This window comes from Streptomyces ambofaciens ATCC 23877 (assembly GCF_001267885.1).
Classification (GTDB): Bacteria; Actinomycetota; Actinomycetes; order Streptomycetales; family Streptomycetaceae; genus Streptomyces; species Streptomyces ambofaciens.
In genome coordinates, this window is the sequence record NZ_CP012382.1 from 6514905 (window position 1) to 6537260 (window position 22356).

Annotated in this window: 19 protein-coding genes; 13 read left to right on the plus strand and 6 right to left on the minus strand. The window is 72.9% G+C overall.

Annotated features, from left to right (window positions below; genetic code table 11):
- Nucleotides 1-17: 17 nt before the first annotated feature.
- From SAM23877_RS28580 to SAM23877_RS28590, 3 genes are all read left to right on the plus strand, one after another.
- The gene (locus SAM23877_RS28580; RefSeq protein ID WP_053139304.1) at nt 18-653 is read left to right on the plus strand and encodes an MBL fold metallo-hydrolase; all 636 of its coding nucleotides are present in this window, start codon (nt 18-20) and stop codon (nt 651-653) included.
- A gap of 63 nt (nt 654-716) precedes the next feature.
- Complete coding sequence (locus tag SAM23877_RS28585; RefSeq protein ID WP_053139306.1) at nt 717-1496, plus strand: exodeoxyribonuclease III; 780 nt, start codon at nt 717-719, stop codon at nt 1494-1496.
- Between the two features lie 170 nt (nt 1497-1666).
- Entirely contained in the window at nt 1667-2074 is a 408-nt protein-coding gene (locus SAM23877_RS28590; protein WP_053139308.1) for a DUF6278 family protein, read from the plus strand.
- 264 nt (nt 2075-2338) lie between these two features.
- Here SAM23877_RS28590 and SAM23877_RS28595 read toward each other — a convergent pair whose 3' ends face one another.
- A complete protein-coding gene (locus SAM23877_RS28595; protein WP_079030498.1) occupies nt 2339-3097 on the minus strand; it encodes a hypothetical protein in 759 nt (252 codons plus the stop codon).
- A gap of 120 nt (nt 3098-3217) precedes the next feature.
- Here SAM23877_RS28595 and ggt point away from each other — a divergent pair, with 120 nt between their 5' ends.
- Complete coding sequence (gene ggt / locus SAM23877_RS28600; protein ID WP_053139312.1) at nt 3218-5020, plus strand: gamma-glutamyltransferase; 1803 nt, start codon at nt 3218-3220, stop codon at nt 5018-5020.
- Nucleotides 5021-5047: 27 nt separating this feature from the next.
- Here the strand turns inward: ggt and SAM23877_RS28605 are convergent, their stop codons facing one another.
- The gene (locus SAM23877_RS28605; RefSeq protein WP_053139313.1) at nt 5048-7579 is read right to left on the minus strand and encodes an ATP-dependent Clp protease ATP-binding subunit; all 2532 of its coding nucleotides are present in this window, start codon (nt 7577-7579) and stop codon (nt 5048-5050) included.
- 506 nt (nt 7580-8085) lie between these two features.
- Nucleotides 8086-8862, minus strand: coding sequence for a type I methionyl aminopeptidase (gene map / locus SAM23877_RS28610; RefSeq protein ID WP_053139315.1), 777 nt, complete (start codon nt 8860-8862; stop codon nt 8086-8088).
- An 89-nt stretch (nt 8863-8951) separates the two neighbouring features.
- Here map and SAM23877_RS28615 point away from each other — a divergent pair, with 89 nt between their 5' ends.
- The 8 genes from SAM23877_RS28615 (at nt 8952) to SAM23877_RS28650 (ending at nt 18405) form a co-directional block, all read left to right on the plus strand.
- A complete protein-coding gene (locus SAM23877_RS28615; protein ID WP_053139317.1) occupies nt 8952-9215 on the plus strand; it encodes a helix-turn-helix domain-containing protein in 264 nt (87 codons plus the stop codon).
- A gap of 211 nt (nt 9216-9426) precedes the next feature.
- Complete coding sequence (locus SAM23877_RS28620; RefSeq protein WP_053139319.1) at nt 9427-10269, plus strand: nitrilase-related carbon-nitrogen hydrolase; 843 nt, start codon at nt 9427-9429, stop codon at nt 10267-10269.
- Nucleotides 10266-11549, plus strand: coding sequence for an aspartate aminotransferase family protein (locus tag SAM23877_RS28625; RefSeq protein WP_053139321.1), 1284 nt, complete (start codon nt 10266-10268; stop codon nt 11547-11549). Before SAM23877_RS28620 ends, SAM23877_RS28625 begins: the two co-directional genes overlap by 4 nt.
- Before the next feature lie 31 nt (nt 11550-11580).
- Nucleotides 11581-13314: a PucR family transcriptional regulator gene (locus tag SAM23877_RS28630; protein ID WP_079030499.1), complete on the plus strand. Its 1734-nt coding sequence runs from the start codon at nt 11581-11583 to the stop codon at nt 13312-13314.
- A gap of 102 nt (nt 13315-13416) precedes the next feature.
- A complete protein-coding gene (locus SAM23877_RS28635) occupies nt 13417-14259 on the plus strand; it encodes a nitrilase-related carbon-nitrogen hydrolase (RefSeq protein ID WP_053139323.1) in 843 nt (280 codons plus the stop codon).
- A 56-nt stretch (nt 14260-14315) separates the two neighbouring features.
- Nucleotides 14316-15719 carry a dihydropyrimidinase gene (gene hydA, locus SAM23877_RS28640; RefSeq protein ID WP_053139325.1) on the plus strand — a complete coding sequence of 468 codons (1404 nt, stop codon included), beginning with the start codon at nt 14316-14318 and terminating at the stop codon, nt 15717-15719.
- A gap of 11 nt (nt 15720-15730) precedes the next feature.
- Nucleotides 15731-16753: a TIGR03842 family LLM class F420-dependent oxidoreductase gene (locus tag SAM23877_RS28645; RefSeq protein ID WP_053139327.1), complete on the plus strand. Its 1023-nt coding sequence runs from the start codon at nt 15731-15733 to the stop codon at nt 16751-16753.
- 107 nt (nt 16754-16860) lie between these two features.
- On the plus strand, nt 16861-18405 hold the full coding sequence (locus SAM23877_RS28650) for an NCS1 family nucleobase:cation symporter-1 (RefSeq protein WP_053139329.1): 1545 nt from the start codon (nt 16861-16863) through the stop codon (nt 18403-18405).
- On the opposite strand, the gene SAM23877_RS28655 is transcribed toward SAM23877_RS28650, so the two are convergent.
- From SAM23877_RS28655 to SAM23877_RS28665, 3 genes are all read right to left on the minus strand, one after another.
- Nucleotides 18402-19058, minus strand: a complete 657-nt coding sequence (locus SAM23877_RS28655; RefSeq protein ID WP_053139331.1) for a hypothetical protein — start codon at nt 19056-19058, stop codon at nt 18402-18404. The genes SAM23877_RS28650 and SAM23877_RS28655 overlap by 4 nt on opposite strands.
- Before the next feature lie 166 nt (nt 19059-19224).
- Complete coding sequence (locus SAM23877_RS28660) at nt 19225-20046, minus strand: class I SAM-dependent methyltransferase (protein ID WP_053139333.1); 822 nt, start codon at nt 20044-20046, stop codon at nt 19225-19227.
- Entirely contained in the window at nt 20043-21074 is a 1032-nt protein-coding gene (locus tag SAM23877_RS28665; RefSeq protein ID WP_053139335.1) for a carboxymuconolactone decarboxylase family protein, read from the minus strand. The genes SAM23877_RS28660 and SAM23877_RS28665 overlap by 4 nt, the downstream gene beginning before the upstream one ends.
- A 167-nt stretch (nt 21075-21241) precedes the next feature.
- Between SAM23877_RS28665 and SAM23877_RS28670 the strand changes: the two genes are divergently transcribed.
- Complete coding sequence (locus tag SAM23877_RS28670) at nt 21242-22354, plus strand: sensor histidine kinase (protein ID WP_053139337.1); 1113 nt, start codon at nt 21242-21244, stop codon at nt 22352-22354.
- The last annotated feature ends 2 nt before the right edge of the window (nt 22355-22356 follow it).

Here is a 22356-nt window from a genome sequence, read left to right on the forward strand (position 1 = left end):
GGCGGCAGGATGGAGTCATGAAGCTGACCAAGAAGTCGCACGCCTGCGTCCGCCTGGAGAAGGACGGGCGGACGCTCGTCCTGGACCCCGGCGCGTTCAGCGAGGAGGACGCCGCCCTCGGCGCGGACGCCCTGCTCGTCACCCACGAGCACCCCGACCACTTCGACGAGCCGCGGCTGCGTGCCGCGATGGAGAAGAACCCGGCCGCCGAGATCTGGACCCTGAAGTCGGTCGCGGAGAAGATCTCGGCGGCGTTCCCGGGCCGCGTGCACACCGTCGGACACGGCGACACCTTCACCGCCGCCGGGTTCGACGTGCAGGTCCACGGCGAGCTGCACGCGGTGATCCACCCGGACATCCCCCGCGTGACCAACGTCGGCTTCCTCGTCGACGGCGGCAAGGTCTTCCACCCCGGCGACGCCCTCACCGTCCCCGACCGGCCGGTCGAGACGCTGATGCTCCCCGTCATGGCGCCCTGGAACAAGATCTCCGAGGTCATCGACTACGTCCGCGAGGTGAAGCCGCAGCGCGCCTACGACATCCACGACGCCCTGCTCACCGACCTGGCCCGGCCGATCTACGACCGTCAGATCGGCGAGCTCGGCGGCTCGGAGCACCTGCGGCTGACCCCGGGGGAGTCCGCGCGCGTGTGAGGCCGGCGACCGGGGGCTCCCGGGCGGCCGGGGTTGTCAGTGCCGCCCGGTAGGTTGTGGGACATGCGCATCGCCACCTGGAACGTGAACTCGATCACCGCCCGCCTGCCGAGGCTGCTCGCCTGGCTGGAGAGCAGCGGCACCGACGTGCTGTGCCTCCAGGAGGCCAAGGTCGCCGAGGAGCAGTTCCCCTTCGACGAGCTGCGGGAGAAGGGCTACGAGGCGGCGGTCCACGCCACCGGCAGGTGGAACGGCGTGGCGGTGCTCTCCCGCGTAGGCCTCGAGGACGTGGTCAAGGGGCTGCCCGGCGACCCCGGCTACGACGGGATCCAGGAGCCCCGCGCCATCTCCGCCACCTGCGGCCCGGTCCGCGTCTGGTCGGTGTACGTGCCGAACGGGCGCGAGGTGGAGCACCCGCACTACGCCTACAAGCTCCAGTGGTTCGAGGCCCTGCGTGCCGCCGTCGAGGGTGACGCCGCCGGTGACCGTCCCTTCGCGGTGATGGGCGACTACAACGTCGCGCCGACGGACGAGGACGTCTACGACCGCGCCGCCTTCGAGGGCTCCACCCACGTCACCCCCGCCGAGCGCGCCGCCCTCGCCTCCCTGCGCGGCACCGGCCTGACCGACGTGGTCCCGCGCCCCCTGAAGTACGACCACCCCTTCACCTACTGGGACTACCGGCAGCTCTGCTTCCCCAAGAACCGCGGTATGCGCATCGACCTGGTGTACGGCAACGAGCCCTTCGCCAAGGCCGTCACCGACTCCTACGTCGACCGCGAGGAGCGCAAGGGCAAGGGCGCCTCGGACCATGCACCGGTCGTGGTGGACCTGGACGTGTAGGACCCGCCCCGGCGGCCCGCGCATCCGCCCCGGCGGCCCGCGCACCCGCCCCGGCCACCCCTCCCGCTGAGCCGCCCCGACGCCCCCTCATCCGCTCCCGCCTGTCCGCCGTCGTCTCCGTCCTGCGTGCCCTGTGGTGCATACGGCGGTACGAATGACAGTCTGGAGGTATGAACATCCCCTTCCTGGGCCGGCGGCGCGAAGACCCCCGCGTCCACGACGCCGAGGGCATCGGTGAGCTGCTCGCCGACTGCGACCTGCTGCGCTCACAGGCGTCGCGGGAGGGTGTCCGGCTCGACGACTCGGCGGCGTCCCTGGAGCAGCTGGACCAGGTGCTGCCCCGCTGGCGGAGCGACGAGGAGATCCTGAACTGGCTCGGCAACGACGCCGGTCTGTACCTCGGCACCGTGATCGTGCGCACCGTGCCCGGCGCCGCCTGGTCCATCCGGGCCGACGGTCAGCCGGTCGTCCGGCTCGCCTCCGGCCGGGAGTTCGACGTGGTGGCGTCCGGCCACGAGTGGGCGGCGGACGGGGTGCCCGAGCTCTCGCAGCTGTACGGCGAAGTCGCGGAGACGTGACCCCCGGCCCCGAGGAGCGCCGTAAATAGGGCTAATGCCCGAAGGTGCGTGTCGTCGGCATGCCCGTCGTCCGTCCCGCTACGTTGCAGTCCTCGGGCCGCGCGCAGAGGACGCACGGGACACACGAGACGCACGGGACACGCGAGACGCGCACGACGCGCAGGGGGTACGCAGGGGTGCAGCCGGAGATCACTGCTCGCGCAGCGGATCGGCCGTCACGACAGGTCGTCCGCGGGCGGGGAGAAGGTCAGCTGCACGGCCGCCCTAGGCCCGATGGGAGTTGCGGGGCGCCGGTGCCGGCGCCGGCAGGGGGCTCGTCGCCACCCGGGTCACGTCCCCGACGAGCTCGACGACATCCGGCCCGTAGGCCTGCGAGTTGACCACCTTGAGCAGCAGCACGAAGGAGTTGTTGCCGTGCTTGCGGGCCAGCTTCTCGTGGTGACGCGCGAGGTAGCGGGTGGCCGCCTGGTTGTTGATCGCGCGCTGGCCGCAGAACAGGAACGCGGGGCGGGCCTCGCGCCGGTCCCCGGCGGTGAGCCGCGCCAGCAGGACGTACTCCGTGACGCCCGGGTCCATGCGGTAGCGCTCGCCGCCTATCTGGAACGCCCCGCGGTCCGGGCCCGGCTCCGGGTCGATGTTGATCCGCACCCCGGGCAGCATGGCCGCCATGTGGGCCACCATGCGCCGGTTCGATCCCGGGCCGCCCACGCAGAACTCCGTCCGTTCGCCGAAGCCCTGATGGACCATGTCCTGCGTGACCACCTGCAGGTGCGCGCCGCAGTCCTTGATCAGCCCGGACAGTTCCAGCAGCGCGAAGACGTCGAAGCGGTGGACGGCCGGTTCGGAGGCGGCCGGGTCCCGGTTGACGACGAGCAGCGACTCGGAGTTCTCCGGCAGCCCGAAGAACGCCTGCTTGCGGCGGAGCTTCCGCTTCAGCAGGTACGTACGGGCGAGCCAGCCCAGCGCGGCGCTGATGCCGGCCGCGACCACACCCAGGACGATGTTGCGCACGTCGTCAGTCATGGGCGCGCATGCTAGCGGGCATCGGTGAACCGGTGTTCGACGGGTCGCGGCGGACATGCTCCTGACGCGGCCATGGCGATCAACTAAGCTGCCCGAACGGCCTTTTCACTGGAGGTGCGGATGCGTCGCCCTGTCGCACGGAATCTGACGGTCCTGGCGGTCTCTGCCGCCGTGGTGTCGGTGGGGGCGGCAGCGCCACCCGCCGCCCAGAGCAGGCCCGTCGCCCCGAAGACCCCGGTCGCCGTCGGACACGGCGGTGCGGTCGCCAGCGTCGACCCGGACGCCTCGGCCGCCGGCATCGAGGTCCTGCGCAAGGGCGGCAACGCCGTCGACGCGGCCGTGGCCACCGCCGCCGCGCTCGGCGTCACCGAGCCCTACTCGGCCGGCATCGGGGGAGGGGGGTACTTCGTCTACTACGACGCCAAGTCCCGCACGGTGCGCACCATCGACGGCCGGGAGACCGCACCGCTCACCGCCGACGAGAAGCTCTTCACGGAGAACGGGAAGCCCATCCCCTTCGCCGAGGCCGTCAGCAGCGGCCTCGCCGTCGGCACCCCGGGCACGCCCGCCACCTGGCAGAGCGCCCTCGACCGGTGGGGCAGCCGGAAGCTCGGCTCCGTCCTCGCGCCCGCCGAGCGTCTGGCCCGGAACGGCTTCACCGTCGACGACACCTTCCGCTCCCAGACCGCCGCCAACGAACAGCGGTTCCGCTACTTCCCGGACACCGCCGAGCTGTTCCTGCCCGGCGGTGAACTCCCGGTCGTGGGCTCCACGTTCAAGAACCCGGACCTGGCGCGCACCTACGAGGAGCTGAGCCGCAAGGGCGTCGGCGCCCTCTACCGCGGCGAGCTCGGCGAGGACGTCGTCGCCACCGTCAACGAGCCGCCCGTCGACCCCGGCTCCGGCTGGAACGCCCGCCCCGGCGACTTGTCCGCCGAGGACCTCGCGGCCTACGAGGCCACGTTCCAAAAGCCCACCCGGACCTCGTACCGCGGTCTGGGCGTCTACTCCATCGCACCCTCCTCCTCCGGAGGCACCACGGTCGGCGAGGCCCTCAACATCCTGGAGCGGACCGACCTCTCCACGGCGAGCAAGGCCCGCTACCTGCACCGCTTCATCGAGGCGAGCCGCATCGCGTTCGCCGACCGCGGGCGCTGGGTCGGTGACCCCGCCTTCGAGGACGTACCGACCGAGGAACTGCTGGCGCAGCGGTACGCCGACTCCCGCGCGTGCCTGATCAAGGACGACGCGGTCCTCACCAGTCCTCTCGCGCCCGGGGACCCCCGGCACCCGGCCCCCTGCGCGGGCGGTGGAACGGCGGCGCCGACGACGTACGAGGGCGAGAACACCACGCACCTCACGGTCGCCGACAAGTGGGGGAACGTCGTCGCCTACACGCTCACCATCGAGCAGACCGGCGGCAGCGGCATCACCGTGCCCGGTCGCGGCTTCCTGCTCAACAACGAGCTGACGGACTTCTCCTTCGCCCCCGCCAACCCGGCCGTCCACGACCCGAACCTGCCCGGGCCCGGCAAGCGCCCGCGATCCTCGATCGCGCCGACGATCGTCCTGGACCGGCACCACCGGCCGGTCGTGGCGGTCGGTTCGCCCGGCGGCGCCACCATCATCACCACCGTGCTCCAGACGCTCACCGGCTTCCTCGACCGCGGCCTCCCGCTCGTCGACGCGATCGCCGCACCGCGCGCCAGCCAGCGCAACGCCGCGCAGACCGAGCTCGAACCCGGCCTGTACGACAGCGGCGTGCGGGCGGACCTGGAGGCGCTCGGGCACTCCTTCAAGCTCAACCCGGAGATCGGCGCGGCGACCGGTGTGCAGCGGCTGCCGGACGGCAGGTGGCTGGCCGCCGCCGAGAAGGAACGACGCGGCGGCGGCTCGGCGATGGTGGTGCGGCCCGCGCGCTGAGGCCGGTGGGGCGGGCCCCAGGCCCGCTCACAGTTCGGGGACGGGCCGCTCGGGCGTCCGGAACGCCAGCCGCCCGTCCTCGGCGTCGACCGTCACCCGGCCGCCCTCAGCGACCCGGCCGTCGAGCAGCAGCCGGGACAGCTCGTTGTCGACCTCGCGCTGGATGGTGCGACGCAACGGGCGGGCGCCGTACTCCGGCTGGTAGCCGCGCTCGGCGATCCAGTCCACGGCCGCGTCGGTGAACTCGACGGTGATGCCCTGCGCGTGCACCATGCGGCGGGTCTGCTCCAGGAGCAGGCTGGTGATCTGCCGCAGCTGCTCGCCGCTGAGCTGGCGGAAGACGACGATCTCGTCGATGCGGTTGAGGAACTCGGGCCGGAAGTGCTCGCGCAGCGGACGCAGCACCTGCTCGCGCCGGGCCTCCTCGTCGGCCTCCGAACCGCCGGCGCCGAAGCCGATGCCCGCACCGCGCCGGGTGATCACGTCGGATCCCAGGTTGCTGGTCATCACGACGACCGCGTTGGTGAAGTCCACGGTCCGGCCCTGGGAGTCGGTGAGGCGCCCGTCGTCGAGGACCTGGAGCAGGATGTTGAAGACGTCCGGATGCGCCTTCTCCACCTCGTCCAGCAGGAGCAGCGAGTACGGGTGGCGGCGGACCACCTCGGTGAGCTGACCAGCCTCCTCGTGCCCGACGTAGCCGGGCGGGGCGCCGACCAGCCGGCTGACGGTGTGCCGCTCCTGGTACTCGCTCATGTCCAGGCGGACCATGCGGTCCTCGCTGCCGAACAGGGCCTCGGCCAGCGCCCGGGCCAGCTCGGTCTTGCCCACGCCGGTCGGGCCGAGGAAGAGGAAGCTGCCGATGGGCCGGTCGGGGCTGGCGAGTCCGGCGCGGGAGCGCAGTACGGCGTCGGAGACGACCCGTACGGCCTCCTCCTGGCCGACGACCCGCTCGTGGAGGTGGGACTCCAGACCCAGCAGCCGCTCCTTCTCCTCCTGGGTGAGGCTGCTGACCGGGATGCCGGTCTGCCGGGAGACCACCTCGGCGATGGACTCGGTGCGGACGACCAGGTTCAGGCCCTCGTCGGCCTCGCCGCCGCCGGTGGCCTCGGAGATGCGCTGCTTCAGCCCGGAGATCTGGTCGCGCAACTGCATGGCCCGTTCGTACTGCTCGTCCGCGACCGCCTGCTCCTTGTCCCGGACGAGCTGGTCGACCTCGCGCTCCATCGCCCGCACGTCCGTGCCCTTGGTGCGGGCCCGCAGGCGCACCCGGGCACCGGCCTGGTCGATCAGGTCGATGGCCTTGTCCGGCAGCCGGCGGTCGGTGAGGTAGCGGTCGGACATCTCCACGGCCGCCACCAGCGCCTCGTCGGTGTAGCGGACCTGGTGGTGGGCCTCGTAGCGGTCGCGCAGGCCGCGCAGGATCTCGATCGCGTCGGCGGGGGTGGGCTCCGGCACCAGGATCGGCTGGAACCGGCGGGCGAGCGCCGCGTCCTTCTCGATCTTGCGGTACTCCTCCAGCGTCGTCGCGCCCACGATGTGCAGCTCGCCGCGGGCCAGGGCGGGCTTGAGGATGTTCCCGGCGTCCATCGAGCCGCCCTCGCCGCCACCGCCCGCGCCGACGACGGTGTGCAGCTCGTCGATGAAGATGATCAGCTGGTCGGAGTGGGCGCGGATCTCGCCCACGATGTTGTTCATGCGCTCCTCGAAGTCGCCGCGGTAGCGGGTGCCGGCGACCACGCCCGTCAGGTCCAGCGCGACCACCCGGCGCCCGACCAGCACGTCGGGCACGTCGCCGTCGGTGATGCGCTGGGCGAGCCCCTCCACGACGGCGGTCTTGCCGACGCCCGCGTCACCGATCAGGACCGGGTTGTTCTTGCCCCGGCGGGAGAGCACCTCGACGGTCTGCTCGATCTCCTCCTCGCGCCCGATCACCGGGTCGATCCGGCCCTGCTGGGCCAGCTCGGTGAGGTCGCGGCCGTACTTGTCCAGCGTCGGCGTGTTCGTGGCCCGCGGTCCCTCGGCGCGCCCGCCCTTCGCGGTGTCCTGCGGCTCCGTCGGCAGGCCCGAGGGGGCGAAGCGGGCCGCGTTCAGGATGTGCCCGGCGGCCGAGTCCGGGTTGGCGGCCAGGGCGCTGAGCACGTGCTCCGGGCCGATGTACCCGGTGCCGGTCGAGCGGGCCAGTTCGTGCGCGTCGAGCAGGGCGCGTTTGACGGCCGGGGTGAGGGACAGCGAGGTCGGCGGCGGGACCTCGCCCGGCGGGTGCTGCACCGGGCCGGTCCGCTCGTCGATCTGCGACGCCAGGGCGTCCGGGTCGGCGCCCGCCCGGCTGAGCAGGCCCCGGGTCGGCTCGGTGGAGAGGGCGGCCCGCAGCAGGTGCTCGGTGTCCAGGTCCCGGCTGCCGTGCTCGGCGGCGTACTGGGCCGCGCCGCGCACCAGCTCCCGGGCCGGCTGGCTGAGCAGCCTGCCGATGTCGATCTGCCGCGGCCTCGGCCCGCCGAAGAAGCGTGCCAGGAATTCCGCGAACGGGTCGCCCTCCGGTCCCATGAAGCCGCTGGTCATCGTGTACGGACCTCCGCTGCATCGCTGATCGACGTGCCGGGGCCGGGTAACCCGGCCGGGGCGCGGTCATGCCCAACATGACACGATCTGTTCCGGCGGGCATGTCCGGGAAGCCCGGGCACCGCGGGCCCCGGTCGCGCCCCGCGCGAGCGGACGCGCAGGTCTCGGCAGGCGTCCCGGCCGGTCGGGCGCCTGGTCCCGCCAGGCCTCCCGTACCCGGCGGACCCCCAGGCTCACGGCCGTTCGCGCGATCGGACACCTGGCCTCGGCAGGCTTCCCGCGAGGTGGGACCGCTGATCTCAGCCGGTCTCCCGCGAGGTTGGGACCCCTGATCTCAGCCGGTCTCCGGCGAGATGGGACCCCTGATCTCAGCCGGTCTCCCGCGAGGTGGGACCCCTGATCTCAGCCGGTCTCCGGCGAGGTGGGACCCCTGATCCCAGCCGGTCTCTGGCGAGGTGGGGGCGCACAGGCCCCGGCACGCTTCCGCGCGGGCGGACGCGCAGGCCTCAGCAGGCGTCCCGTGACGTCAGGACGCGCGGTCCGCCGTCCGTGATGGCGACCGTGTGCTCCACGTGGGCCGCCCGGGAGCCGTCGTTGGTGCGCAGGGTCCAGCCGTCGGGGGCGCAGTGGTAGTCGTCCCGGCCGCCGGCGATCAGCATCGGCTCGATGGCGATGACCATGCCGTGGCGCAGCGGCAGCCCGCGTCCCGGCCGGCCCTCGTTGGGCACGCCCGGGTCCTCGTGCATGCTGCGGCCGATGCCGTGGCCGCCGAAGTCCTCCATGATCCCGTAGCCGGCGGTCCGGCACACCGTGCCGATGGCGTGCGCGATGTCGCCGATGCGGTTGCCGACGACGGCGGCGTCGATGCCCGCAGCGAGGGCCCGCTCGGCGGTCTCGATCAGCGTCAGGTCCGCCGGGCGCGGGGTGCCCACGACGAAGCTGACCGCCGAGTCGCCGGCCCAGCCGCCCAGGGTCGCTCCGCAGTCGAGGGAGACGAGGTCGCCGTCGCGCAGCCGGTAACCGTCCGGGATGCCGTGCACGATCGCGTCGTTCACCGAGGCGCACAGGACGGCCGGGAACGGGACCGGCGCGAAGGAGGGCCGGTACCCGAGGAACGGCGAACCGGCGCCCGCCTCCCGCAGCACCTCCCGTGCCACCGCGTCCAGCTCCAGCAGGGACACGCCCACGTCCGCGGCGTTCCGGGCCGCGGTCAGGGCGCGGGCGACCACCTGGCCGGCCGCGTACATGGCATCGATCGATGAGTCCGTCTTCAGTTCCACCATGCCAATTACTATACCGGTATTTGAATTGGGTCGATCACTCGGCCGACCGACGCGGGTCCGGTACGGGAAGCCGGTATTAGAATGACGCCATGGTGCGCACCCCCCTGACCCCCGAAGAGCGTGAACGCGGCGAGCAGCTCGGCCGGCTGCTGCGCCTGGCCCGCGGCGACCGGAGCATGACGGAGGTCGCGGCGGTGGCGGGCATCTCCGCCGAGACCCTGCGCAAGATCGAGACCGGTCGCGCGCCCACCCCGGCCTTCTTCACGGTGGCGGCGCTGGCCCGCGCGCTCGGGCTGTCCATGGACGACCTGGTGGGTCGCTGCGTGCTGACGGCGGTGCCGGGGGCGGCCTGACACCGCCCGACGGGCACGGCCCGAGCGGCCCGAGGGCCGTCACAGCCGCCCCACCCGCCCCACCACTCACCCACAGGAGTGCGAAAGGCGATCGACACCCCGGCTTGGCGACGATGGTCTTGGCAAGCCCCGCCGGCCAGGCATACGTTCGTCCCTCTACGGTCCGCTCTACGGGCGTAGAGGCTCTGACGTCGTGTCGAAGGAGCAGCTCATGGCCAACGTCGTACGTGCCGCTCTGGTCCAGGCCACCTGGACCGGCGACACCGAGTCCATGGTGGCGAAACACGAGGAGCACGCCCGCGAGGCGGCCCGTCAGGGGGCCGAGGTCATCGGCTTCCAGGAGGTCTTCAACGCCCCCTACTTCTGCCAGGTCCAGGACCCCGCGCACTACCGCTGGGCCGAGCCGGTCCCCGACGGCCCGACGACCCGCCGCATGCAGGCCCTCGCGCGCGAGACCGGCATGGTGATCGTCGTCCCCGTCTTCGAGGTCGAACAGTCGGGCTTCTACTACAACACCGCGGCCGTGATCGACGCCGACGGCACCGTCCTCGGTACGTACCGCAAGCACCACATCCCGCAGGTCAAGGGCTTCTGGGAGAAGTTCTACTTCCGCCCCGGCAACCTGGGCTGGCCGGTCTTCGACACCGCCGTCGGCAAGGTCGGCGTCTACATCTGCTACGACCGGCACTTCCCCGAGGGCTGGCGGCAACTCGGCCTCGGCGGCGCCCAGCTGGTCTACAACCCCTCCGCCACCCACCGCGGGCTCTCCTCCCACCTGTGGCGCCTGGAGCAGCCCGCCGCGGCCGTCGCCAACGAGTACTTCGTCGCCGCCATCAACCGGGTCGGGCAGGAGGAGTACGGGGACAACGACTTCTACGGGACCTCGTACTTCGTCGACCCGCGCGGCCAGTTCGTCGGCGAGACCGCCAGCGACACCGAGGAGGAACTCGTCGTCCGCGACCTGGACTTCGACCTCATCGAGGAGGTGCGGCAGCAGTGGGCCTTCTACCGCGACCGCCGCCCCGACGCCTACGAAGGGCTGGTGCGGCCGTGACCAAGGACCTCTTCGGCCGTCACCGGGCCGTCCTGCCCGACTGGCTCGCCCTGTACTACGAGGACCCGCTGGAGATCACCCACGGCGAGGGCCGGCACGTCTGGGACGCCGCCGGCAACAAGTACCTCGACTTCTTCGGCGGCATCCTCACCACGATGACCGCGCACGCCCTGCCCGAGGTGACCAAGGCGGTGAGCGAGCAGGCGGGTCGGATCATCCACTCCTCGACCCTCTACCTCAACCGGCCCATGGTCGAACTCGCCGAGCGCGTCGCCCACGTCTCCGGCATCCCCGACGCCCGTGTCTTCTTCACCACCTCCGGCACCGAGGCCAACGACACCGCCCTGCTGCTCGCCACCGCCCACCGGCGCAGCAACACCATCCTGGCGATGCGCAACAGCTACCACGGCCGTTCCTTCAGCGCCGTCGGCATCACCGGCAACCGCGGCTGGTCCCCGACCTCGCTCACCCCGCTCCAGACGCTGTACGTCCACGGCGGCGTCCGCACCCGCGGCCCCTACGCGCACCTGGACGACCGCGCGTTCATCGACGCCTGCGTGGCCGACCTGGAAGACCTGCTGGGGCACACCCGCGCCCCCGCCGCGCTGATCGCCGAACCCGTCCAGGGCGTCGGCGGCTTCACCTCCCCGCCCGACGGGCTCTACGCGGCCTTCCGCGAGGTGCTGCACGAGCGGGGCATCCTGTGGATCGCCGACGAGGTGCAGACCGGGTGGGGCCGCACCGGCGAGCACTTCTGGGGCTGGCAGGCCCACGGGCGAAGCGGCCCGCCCGACATCGTGACCTTCGCCAAGGGCATCGGCAACGGGATGTCGATCGGCGGCGTCATCGCCCGCGCCGAGATCATGAACTGCCTCGACGCCAACAGCATCTCCACCTTCGGCGGTACCCAGGTCACCATGGCGGCCGGCCTCGCCAACCTCTCCTACCTGCTGGAACACGACCTCCAGGGCAACGCCCGGCGCGTCGGCGGACTGCTCATCGAGCGGCTGCGCGGCGTCGCCGCCCAGGTGCCGCACGTGCGGGAGGTGCGCGGGCGGGGGCTGATGATCGGCGTCGAGCTGACCCGGCCCGGCACCGACGAGGCCGCCCCCGAAGCGGCGTCCACCGTGCTGGAGGAGGCCCGCGCGGGCGGGCTGCTCATCGGCAAGGGCGGCGGCCACAGCACCAGCGTCCTGCGCATCGCACCGCCGATGTCCCTCACCGTCGCGGAGGCCGAGGAGGGCGCCGCGATCCTGGACCGCGCCCTGCGGAGCATCTGACAGCAGCGCCCCGAGCAGAGGAACCGCCGCCATGACCTCCACCTCGGACACCTCGTGCACCTCATGTACCTCGGACACCTCGTGCACCTCGGACACCTCCAACACCTCGGACGGCTCGAAGGACCCGGAAGCCCGGGAAGCCCCGGGCCCGTCGGAGGCGACCGAGGCCTCGCAACGGCAGTCCTGGGAGCCCGCCCTGTCGGTCCGCCAGGTCCTCACCCTGGAGCGGGTGCTCGCCGGGCAGCCGGAGGTCGTGGCCGGCGCGGACCGGCTCGACCGGCCCGTGCGCTGGGTGCACGTCGCCGAGGCAGCCGACGTCGGAGTGATGCTCAGGGGCGGGGAGATGGTGCTCACCACCGGAGTGCTGCTCGCCGGCGACGAGGACAAGCAGGGGGAGTACGTCCGCTCCCTGCACCGGGCGGAGGCCGCGGCCGTCGTGCTCGGCCTCGGCCGGGCCTTCCCCACCCCGCCGGAGGTGATGCGCCGGGTGGCGGAGCGGTGCGGGCTGCCGATGGTCGTCCTGCACCGCCCGTTCCCCTTCGCCGAGCTGACCGAGGAGGTGCAGTCCCGCCTGCTGCGGCGCGAGTTCGCCGCCGTCAGCCTCTCCGAGGCCGTACGCACCGAGCTGACCGGCCTGATCACCGCGGGCGCCCCGGTGCAGCGCCTGCTCGACGAGGTGGCCCGGCACGGCGGCTGCCCGGTCGTCGTCACCAACCTCGCCCACCGCGTCCTCGCCACGGCGGGGGAGCGGCCCGCGGTCGACGACGTGCTCCGGGACTGGGAGCGCATCGCCCGACAGGCCGGTGCCGAGGCGTCCGACGACTGGATCCGTGCCGAGTTGAGCTGCCGCGGGGAGCGCTGGGGAAGGCTGGTGCTGTGCGGCTACCGGGGTGACCGGGCCGCCGGACGGCTGCTCGCCGACCGCGCCGCCGAGGCCCTCGTCCTGCACCGCATGCTCGGCCCCGGCGGGGCCCGCGCCGGGACCTCCGCGGGACCGGCCGGGGCCTGGGACTCCTGGGAGGAGCAGTCCGCGCGGAGTCTGCTCACCGACCTGGTCAGTGGCGCCGTACCGGCACGGCAACTGCTGACCCGGGCACGGGCCGCCGGGCTGCCGGTCAACCGGCGCGTCTTCGTCCCGCTGGTCGTCCGCGGCCGGGACCCCGCCCGGCCGGCCCGCGTGCTGCGGATGCTGGGCCTGTCCGGGATCGTCGCCGAACTCGCCGACGGCACCAGCGCCGTCCTGCTCAGTCTCGCCCCCGATCAGGACGCCGGAGCGCTGACCGCGCGCTTCGCGGCCCGGCTGCGCGCGGAGCCGGAGTCCGCCCACGCCGTGGTGGCGGCCGCCGACGCCCGCTGCGCCTGGGACGACGTACCCGCCGGCCTGCGGGAGGCCCGGCACGTGGCCGACGCCGTCGCCGTCTCCGCGGCCCCCCTCGACCTGCCGCCCGTCGTGCGCCTGCGCGACATCCACCTGCGCGGGTTGGTCCGGCTGCTGCGTGACGACCCGCACGTGCAGACCTTCGCCGAGCGGGAGCTCGACGGGCTGCTCCGGGGCCCCGACGAGGACCTGCTGGCCGTCCTGCGCACCTACCTCGCCACCGGCCGCAACAAGTCCCGCACCGCCCAGCTCCACCACGTGTCCCGGCCGGCCCTCTACCGCCGCCTGGAGGCGATACAGGGCCGGCTCGGCGTGAACCTCGACGACTTCGAGCAGGCCGCCTCCGTCCACATCGCGCTCCTCGCCCACGACGCACAACAGGGGTGACACCGTGCAATGCCCGACCCCCGCAGACGTGACACCGTGCCACTCATCCGGACCGGCCGTCCTTCCTAGGCTCGCCCCACACCGAGCGAGTGGAGGCCGAAGATGAGCCGAGTGATCCGTGCCGCGCTCTTCCAGACCGCCTGGACGGGCGACAGGGAATCGATGATCCGGGTCCACGAGCAGGCGGTCCGCGACGCCGCCGCCCAGGGCGCACAGGTCCTGTGCTTCCAGGAACTGTTCTACGGACCGTACTTCTGCCAGGTCCAGGACCCCGGGTTCTACGCCTACGCCGAACGCATCCCGGACGGCCCGGTCGTCGAGCGCTTCCGGCGGCTCGCCCGCGAGCACGGCGTCGTCCTGGTCCTGCCGATGTACGAGGAGGAGCAGCCCGGCGTCCTGTACAACACCGCGGCCGTCATCGACGCCGACGGCTCCTACCTCGGCAAGTACCGCAAGACCCACATCCCGCAGGTGCGCGGCTTCTGGGAGAAGTTCTACTTCCGCCCGGGCAACTCCGGCTGGCCGGTCTTCGACACCGCCGTCGGCAAGGTCGGCGTCTACATCTGCTACGACCGGCACTTCCCCGAGGGATGGCGGGCGCTCGGCCTCCAGGGCGCCGAGGTCGTGTTCAACCCGTCGGCCACCTCGCGGGGCCTGTCCCGCTACCTGTGGCAGCTGGAGCAGCCCGCCGCGGCCGTCGCCAACGAGTACTACGTCGGCGCCATCAACCGGGTCGGCGTCGAGGAGCTGGGCGACAACGACTTCTACGGCACCTCGTACTTCGTCGACCCCGAGGCGCGGTTCGTCGGGGAGGTCGCGAGCGACAAGGAGACCGAACTCGTCGTGCGGGACCTCGACATGGGCAGGCTGCGCGAGGTCCGCGACCGCTGGCAGTTCTACCGCGACCGGGCGCCCGGCGCGTACGCCCCGCTGACCGCGCCCTGACCGGCCGGGCCTTTGACGCGCCCTGACCGGCCGGGCCTTTGACAGGAGGGAACAGCATGAGCAGCCGTACCGTCATCCGCGGTGGCCTCGTCATCACCGCGTCCGACGAGATCCACGCCGACGTCCTGATCGAGGACGGCCGTGTCGCCGCCCTCGCCGCGAGCGGCACCCCCGCCGCCGGAGCCCTCTCGGCCGAGCGGGTGATCGACGCGAGCGGGAAGTACGTCATCCCGGGCGGCGTCGACGGACACACCCACATGGAGATGCCGTTCGGCGGCACCTACGCCGCGGACACCTTCGAGACGGGCACCCGGGCCGCCGCGTGGGGCGGTACGACCACCGTCGTCGACTTCGCCGTCCAGAGCGTCGGCCACTCCCTGCGCGAGGGCCTGGACGCCTGGCACGCCAAGGCCGAGGGCAACTGCGCGATCGACTACGGCTTCCACATGATCGTCTCCGACGTGAACCAGGACACGCTCAAGGAGATGGACCTCCTGGTGGAGGAGGGGGTGACGTCGTTCAAGCAGTTCATGGCGTACCCGGGCGTCTTCTACTCCGACGACGGCCAGATCCTGCGGGCCATGCAGCGTGCCGCCGAGAACGGCGGACTGATCATGATGCACGCCGAGAACGGCATCGCGATCGACGTCCTGGTCGAGCAGGCCCTCGCCCGCGGAGAGACCGACCCGCGCTACCACGGGGAGGTCCGCAAGGCCCTGCTGGAGGCCGAGGCGACCCACCGCGCCATCAGGCTCGCCCAGGTGGCCGGCGCGCCGCTGTACGTCGTGCACGTCTCGGCCCAGGAGGCGGTGGCCGAGCTGACCCGGGCCCGCGACGAGGGCCTGAACGTCTTCGGCGAGACCTGCCCGCAGTACCTCTTCCTGTCCACCGACAACCTCGCCGAGCCCGACTTCGAGGGTGCCAAGTACGTGTGCAGCACCCCGCTGCGCCCGCGCGAGCACCAGGCGGCCCTGTGGCGGGGCCTGCGGACCAACGACCTCCAGGTCGTCTCCACCGACCACTGCCCCTTCTGCTTCAGCGGCCAGAAGGAGCTGGGACGCGGCGACTTCTCCAAGATCCCCAACGGTATGCCGGGCGTCGAGCACCGCATGGACCTGCTCCACCAGGCCGTGGTCGACGGACACATCAGCCGCCGCCGCTGGATCGAGATCGCCTGCGCCACCCCGGCCCGCATGTTCGGCCTCTACCCCAAGAAGGGCACCATCGCGCCCGGTGCCGACGCCGACATCGTCGTCTACGACCCGCACGCCGAGCAGGTCGTCTCCGCCGAGACCCACCACATGAACGTCGACTACTCGGCGTACGAGGGCAAGCGGATCACCGGCCGGGTGGAGACGGTGCTCTCGCGCGGCGAAGCGGTCCTCACCGACCGGGAGTACACCGGACGCAAGGGCCACGGCGTCTACACGCCGCGCTCCACCTGCCAGTACCTCAGCTAGGAGCCCCGCTCATGGACTTCGGACTCGTCCTCCAGACCGACCCGCCGGCCTCCCGTGTCGTCAGCCTGATGCAACGGGCCGAGCGGAGCGGCTTCCGCTACGGCTGGACCTTCGACTCCGCCGTGCTGTGGCAGGAGCCGTTCGTCATCTACAGCCAGATCCTCGGCAGCACCACCCGGCTCACGGTCGGTCCGATGGTGACCAACCCCGGTACCCGCACCTGGGAGGTGACCGCCTCCACCTTCGCCACCCTCAACGACATGTTCGGCAACCGCACCGTCTGCGGCATCGGCCGCGGCGACTCCGCGATGCGCGTCGCCGGCCGCAGGCCCAACACCCTCGCCCGCATCAGCGACGCGATGAAGGTCATCCGGGCGCTGGCCCGCGGGGAGGAGGCCGACCTCGGCGGCGGCACCGTCGTCAGGTTCCCCTGGGTCCGGCCGGGCGCCGAACTGCCCGTCTGGATGGCGGCGTACGGCCCGAAGGCCCTGAAGATGGCCGGTGAGCAGGCCGACGGGTTCATCCTCCAGCTCGCCGACCTCTACCTCACCGAGTACATGGTCAAAGCCGTCAAGGACGCCGCCGTCGCCGCCGGGCGCGACCCGTCCGAGGTGACGGTCTGCGTCGCCGCCCCGGCCTACGTCACCGCCGACGACTCGCCCGAGGCACTCGCCCACGCGCGCGAGCAGTGCCGCTGGTTCGGCGGCATGGTCGGCAACCACGTGGCCGACCTGGTGGACAGGTACGGCGCGCACTCCGCCGCCGTACCCGACGAACTCACCGAGTACATCAAGGCCCGACAGGGCTACGACTACGCCCACCACGGGCGCAGCGGCAATCCCGACACCCAGTTCGTGCCGGACGAGGTCGTCGACCGGTTCTGCCTCATCGGTCCGGCCGAGAAGCACGTCGAGAAGCTGAAGGCCCTGCGCGCCCTCGGCGTCGACCAGTTCGCGCTCTACGACATGCACGACGCCCAGGAAGCCGTGATCGACGCCTACGGCACCCACGTCATCCCGGCCCTCGACACCTGACCCCGCACCCCCTCCCCGCTCGGGGGAGGGGCCCAGGGCGCACCCGCGCACCCCCCTCGGCACCTCCCGCACGGCCTCTCCCGTCCCGCCGCACGATTGGCCTGCCCATGACCGACACCGCGCCCACGGCGATACCGCCGTCCGCCCAAGTCATCCTCCCCGACGGGCGCGTGGAGCTCGCCCCCGGCTCCCCGCCGCCGAGCGGCCCCTACGCCAACGAGGACCTGCTGCCGGTCCCCGTCGGCAAGCGCACCTGGACCACGTACAACTTCTCGGCGCTGTGGGTCGGCATGGCCCACAACACGGCCTCCTGGACCCTGGCCTCCGGCCTGATCGCCGTCGGCATGGACTGGAAGCAGGCGGTGCTCACCATCGCCCTGGCCAATGTCATCGTGCTCGTCCCGATGCTGCTCACCGGGCACGCGGGCCCCAAGTACGGCATCCCCTTCCCGGTCTTCGCCCGCGCCTCCTTCGGCATCCGCGGCGCCAACCTGCCGGCCGTGGTGCGGGCGCTCGTGGCGTGCGGCTGGTTCGGCATCCAGACCTGGATCGGCGGCGAGGCGATCTACTTCCTGGCCGGCAAGCTGATCGGCGACGGCTGGACGGACGCGGCCGCCTTCGGCGGGTACGCCTGGACGATGTGGCTGTCGTTCGCGATCTTCTGGGCGATGCAGGTCGCCATCATCTACCGCGGCATGGAGACGATCCGCCGCTTCGAGAACTGGGCGGCGCCCTTCGTGCTGGTCGGGGCGTTCGTGATGCTGTGGTGGATGGCCGACAAGGCGGGAGGCTTCGGCCCGCTCTTCGACCAGCCGTCGCGACTGGGCTGGGGCGGCGACTTCTGGAAGCTGTTCTGGCCCTCCCTGATGGGCATGATCGGCTTCTGGTCCACGCTGTCCCTGAACATCCCGGACTTCACCCGCTACGGGAAGAGCCAGAAGGCGCAGACCCGCGGTCAGGCCCTGGGCCTGCCGACCACCATGACACTGTTCGCCTTCCTGTCCGTGATGGTCACCTCCGGCTCCCAGGCGGTGTACGGGGAGCCGATCTGGGACCCGGTGAAACTCGCCGCCAAGACGGACAACGCGGTGGGGCTGCTCTTCGCCCTCGTCACCGTCCTGGTCGCCACCCTGTCCGTGAACATCGCGGCCAACCTGGTCTCACCGGCCTTCGACTTCTCCAACGTCGCGCCGCGCAAGGTGACCTTCCGGGCCGGCGCGCTCATCACCTGCGTCCTCGCGGTGCTGATCTTCCCGTGGAAGCTGTACTCCGACCCCGAGGGCTACATCTTCACCTGGCTCGGCCTGGTCGGCGGACTGCTCGGCACGGTCGCCGGAATCCTCGTCGCGGACTACTGGATCCTGCGCCGCGCCCGTCTCGACCTGGTCGACCTGTACCGTGCGGGCGGACGCTACTGGTACGACGCCGGATGGAACTGGCGGGCGGTCGTCGCCCTCGTCGTCGGTGGCGTCCTGGCCGTCGGCGGCGCCGACTTCCACCCCCTGATCGACGGCCGGCCCGTGCCGTTCCTGGAACCGCTGGCCGACTACGGCTGGGCCGTGGGACTCGGCACCTCCATGGTGCTGTACCTGGCGCTCATGCTGCTGCCCGCCACCCGGCCGGGCCGGGGCGCCGCGACGGTGCGGCCCTAGCCGTCGGCCAAGGCGGCCAGGGCCTCCTTGGCCGCCTTGATGGCCCCCTTGTTGATCTCGTCCGTGCCGGGGGCCTTCTTCGACTCGAAGTCGCTGCCGTTGTACGTGATCATCACCAGGGCGTTGGACGCCCGGACCAGCACGGTGCCCTCGCGCGTCTGCTGCTTGTCCTCGGTGGTGAGGTTCACCACCGAGTAGGCCGCGTCGCCGAGCCCGGGGACCTCACCACCGCCACTGCGGTCGGCGACCCGTTCCTCGTACGACTTCCGCGCCGCCTCGTCCGACGCCATCACCTCGAAGGAGACGTCGAGCCAGCGGTAGTCGTAGCCCTTCAGCGCGTTCCACGAGCAGGTGCGGCGCACCTTGCTGTCGGTCGACGGGATCTCCTTGCCGGCCGCCTTCGCCCCCGGCACCAGGGAGCCGACCGACTTGCCGGCCAGGCTCTCGCAGGGCGCGGGGGCGGCGGTGTACGTCCTCGTCACCGCCTGCGTCGCCGGCGCGGAGGCGGACCGGTGGGCGGGGTCGGGCGACGTCCGCTCCTGGGCGGCCGGAGAGGTGTCCGGTCCGGACGACAGCGCCCAGCCGGCCGTGGCGAGCACGGCGACCGGCGCCAGACGCGCGGTCAGGGCGAGCGGCAGAGGAAGAGAACGCACGGCGCACTTCTCGTGGGGGACGGTGCGGAGAGGGTCCGCACTGCGGACGGGACGCCAGTCTCACACGAGTCCCCGTGGGGCGGAAGGGCGAACTCGGTCCGTGCCCGCGCGGTGACGCAGACGGACGGGAGACCTCCACCGGGGGCGGGAGCGGGGGCTGGACCGGTCACGGCCGCACGGCCGTCACCCGCCACACCCCGCCCCGCAACCGCACCCCCGTGTCGGTCGCGAAGGGACGCAGCGCCTCCTCCAGCTCGGCCAGCCGCGAGGCGGGGAGCGCGCCGCCCGGGACCCGCGACAGCAGGAACTCCACGGCGTCCGGCACGTCCCGGCCCCAGACCGCCTCGACGGTCACCGGGTCGACCGCCACCTCCTCGTATCCGGCGAGGACCTCCCGGATGCGGTCCGGGTCCATCAGCGAGGCCATCGCGGTCCGCGCGGCGACCTGGTCCGGGCCGGGCTCCGCGTCGACGAGCCGCCCGAACAGGCCGAGCACCCGGCCCTCTTCCGAGTGCGGGCCCGGCGGCCGCGGGCAGACGAACGCGAGCCTGCCCCCCGGCCGCAGCGCCCGCGCCAGGTTCCGGAAGGCGGCGGCGTGATCGGCGAAGAACATCACCCCGCCCCGGCTGAGCACCACGTCGTACCCGCCGGCCGGGAAGGGACGCGTCTGCGCGTCGGCGCACTCGTAGGCGGCGTTGGCGATCCCCTCGGCGGCGGTGCTCGCGCGGGCCCGCTCCAGCAGTGGCGTCGAGATGTCGACGCCGACCACCTGCCCGGGGGCGGCCAGCCGCGCCGCGATCCGGGTCGTCGCACCGGCCCCGCAGCCGACGTCGAGGACACGGTCGCCGGGGGTGACGGCGGCCGCGTCGAACAGGGTGTCGTTCAGTCCCGCCAGCATCGCGTCGTAGCGGCCCTGGTGGGCGGCCCAGTGGGCGCCGACGGGACCGTTCCACACTGCGGCCTGACGGGGGTCGGCGACGAACGTCATGAGGTCTCCTGGGTGGTGTGCCGGGTGGGGGACGGGGCGTCGGGTGCGGACAGGGCGGTCTCGACGCGGTCCACGGCGGCGAACGCGCCGTACGCGACGAGGCGCACCAGGCAGTGGTCGGTGTGCTCGGGCCGGCGCCAGGCCGCGACGTCCTCAGCCGTGACGCGGTACGGCGCGAGCGCGGCCAGCAGCGCCAGCCGGGCGCCGGGCCGTTCCCGCCGGCCGGGGAACGGGTCCGGGGTGAGAGGCGGATGGGACCCGTCCCAGTCACGCAGGGCCCGCCGCACCAGGGCCTGGTCGTCGGGGTCGAGGAGGCCGGCGCCCGTCATGGCGGCGGTGCGCAGCGCCGCGTAGGCCGGGCCGACCGGTGTGCCCGCCGCCCACCGGGGCCCCGGGCCGGGGGCGGGGTCGTCGAGCAGCGGCAGGGAGGCGCCCGGCACGGCGGGGCGGCGCACCGCGCGGGACAGGGACCGGCCCGCCAGACTCCGTACCGGTCGCAGCCGCTGGGCGTCGCCCGGGAACACGCTCTCGCTGACGAGCGCGGACACGACACGGTTGACGAAGTGGAAGGAGAGCGCCGTGCCCAGGTAGCCGGGCGTCTCCTCGGGCGGGAACGGGTACGGCTCCCGGACCGCCCCCGGGATCCGGGTGCGCCGTGCCCACTCCAGCACGCGCGCGTGCCGCTCGTCCTGCGGTTCCCGCCCCCGGGCGAGGCGTTCGGCGAGGGCGTGGTCGCCGGTGGCGTGCAGCAGCATGGTGTGCGCGTCCACGCAGAACCGGCACTTGTTGGCCTGCGACACCCCGAAGGCGGCGACCTCCTTGCCGGTCCGGCCGCCGGGGCCGGCGATCAGGGACTCCCGCATCAGCGCCCAGGCGGGGGCGAGCAGTTCGGGCGCGGAGGAGAGGACCACGAAGGGAGCGGGTTCGGGAATGCCGAAGTCCCGGCTGATCTGCTCGTAGACCGCCGCGACGCGGCCGGTGGCCGCCTTCGGGGGGATCGGTTCGGTGTGACGGAAGGGTGTGGGCATGGACAGCAGCGTGCGCCCGGTGGGTGCCCGCGGTCGTCGTACCGCCGGATGCGGTCGGATCTGCGCCGCCGGGGCCCGGTCCGGGCGGTCACTACGCCGCCGGGAGTAGTCCGCAAGCCGTCCACAGGGCGGACGCGGTCGCCGGCCGAGCCGTCTAGGGTGCGGGCATGAGTGGGCGTCGGATCGATCGTGGACGGCTCGCCGACGCGGTCCTCGCGGCCGTGGTCGGCGCCCTCTGCATGACCGTCGCCGCGTTCGACGCGGACACGACCGCCGTCGACCACGCGCTGATCGCCCTGGCCTCGGCCTCCCTGGCGTTCCACCGCACCGCCCCGCGCGCGGTGCTGGCCGTCGCCACCGTGCTCGGCACGGCGTACGTCGTGCACGCCCACCCCGGGCCGCTCTCGGCCCTGCCCGTCCTCGGCGCCGTGCACACCGCGGCCCGGGTCGGCCACCGGGGTCTCGCCGCGGCCGGCGGCGCGGTGTTCCTGGCCGGGTACGTGGCGACCGGCCCCGGGACCCAGGAGGTGGCCGAGCAGGCCGGGCTGCTCGCCGGCTGGTTCCTGTGCGCGGTGGTGACCGGGCTCGCCGACCGAAACTGGCAGGCGTACCTGCGGCAGACCGAACAGCGCGCCCTGGAGGCCGAACGCACCCGGGAGGAGGCGGCCCTGCGCCGCGCCGGGGAGGAGCGCCTGCGGATCGCCCGGGAGTTGCACGACTCGCTCACGCACAGCATCTCCATCGTCAAGCTCCAGGCGGGTGTCGCCGTCCACCTGGCCCGCAAGCGCGGCGAGGAGGTGCCGCCCGCGCTGCTCGCCATCCAGGAGGCCAGTGGCGAGGCGATGCGCGAACTGCGCTCCGCCCTGCAGGTGCTGCGCGCCGACGAGCCCACCGGCACCCCCGCGCTGCTCGTGGAACGGGCCCGCGCCGCCGGTCTGTCCGTCGGTCTGACGGTCACCGGCGAGGAGCGCCCGCTGCCACGGGCCGTCGACCTGGCCGCCTACCGCATCGTCCAGGAGGCCCTCACCAACGCGGCGCGGCACGCGGGACCGGCGAAGGTGACGGTCCACCTCGACTACGGCACCTGGCACCAGGGGGAGTTGACCATAGGCGTGGACGACGACGGAACCGCCGACCCGGCCCGGCCGCCGGCGCCGGGCACCGGCCTGACCGGCATGCGGGAACGCGTCACGGCCCTCGGCGGCACCCTGCTCGCCGCACCTCGCGGGCAGGGCGGCTTCTCGGTGCGGGCCCGGCTGCCGCTGGGGGAGACGGGGTGAGC

Bases quoted from the DNA above. Each gene is read 5' to 3' on its own strand.
- SAM23877_RS28580 (WP_053139304.1), top strand. From the start codon at position 18: ATGAAGCTGACCAAGAAGTCGCACGCCTGCGTCCGCCTGGAGAAGGAC.
- SAM23877_RS28585 (WP_053139306.1), top strand. From the start codon at position 717: ATGCGCATCGCCACCTGGAACGTGAACTCGATCACCGCCCGCCTGCCG.
- SAM23877_RS28590 (WP_053139308.1), top strand. From the start codon at position 1,667: ATGAACATCCCCTTCCTGGGCCGGCGGCGCGAAGACCCCCGCGTCCAC.
- SAM23877_RS28595 (WP_079030498.1), bottom strand. From the start codon at position 3,097: ATGACTGACGACGTGCGCAACATCGTCCTGGGTGTGGTCGCGGCCGGC.
- ggt (WP_053139312.1), top strand. From the start codon at position 3,218: ATGCGTCGCCCTGTCGCACGGAATCTGACGGTCCTGGCGGTCTCTGCC.
- SAM23877_RS28605 (WP_053139313.1), bottom strand. From the start codon at position 7,579: ATGACCAGCGGCTTCATGGGACCGGAGGGCGACCCGTTCGCGGAATTC.
- map (WP_053139315.1), bottom strand. From the start codon at position 8,862: ATGGTGGAACTGAAGACGGACTCATCGATCGATGCCATGTACGCGGCC.
- SAM23877_RS28615 (WP_053139317.1), top strand. From the start codon at position 8,952: ATGGTGCGCACCCCCCTGACCCCCGAAGAGCGTGAACGCGGCGAGCAG.
- SAM23877_RS28620 (WP_053139319.1), top strand. From the start codon at position 9,427: ATGGCCAACGTCGTACGTGCCGCTCTGGTCCAGGCCACCTGGACCGGC.
- SAM23877_RS28630 (WP_079030499.1), top strand. From the start codon at position 11,581: ATGACCTCCACCTCGGACACCTCGTGCACCTCATGTACCTCGGACACC.
- SAM23877_RS28635 (WP_053139323.1), top strand. From the start codon at position 13,417: ATGAGCCGAGTGATCCGTGCCGCGCTCTTCCAGACCGCCTGGACGGGC.
- hydA (WP_053139325.1), top strand. From the start codon at position 14,316: ATGAGCAGCCGTACCGTCATCCGCGGTGGCCTCGTCATCACCGCGTCC.
- SAM23877_RS28645 (WP_053139327.1), top strand. From the start codon at position 15,731: ATGGACTTCGGACTCGTCCTCCAGACCGACCCGCCGGCCTCCCGTGTC.
- SAM23877_RS28650 (WP_053139329.1), top strand. From the start codon at position 16,861: ATGACCGACACCGCGCCCACGGCGATACCGCCGTCCGCCCAAGTCATC.
- SAM23877_RS28660 (WP_053139333.1), bottom strand. From the start codon at position 20,046: ATGACGTTCGTCGCCGACCCCCGTCAGGCCGCAGTGTGGAACGGTCCC.
- SAM23877_RS28665 (WP_053139335.1), bottom strand. From the start codon at position 21,074: ATGCCCACACCCTTCCGTCACACCGAACCGATCCCCCCGAAGGCGGCC.
- SAM23877_RS28670 (WP_053139337.1), top strand. From the start codon at position 21,242: ATGAGTGGGCGTCGGATCGATCGTGGACGGCTCGCCGACGCGGTCCTC.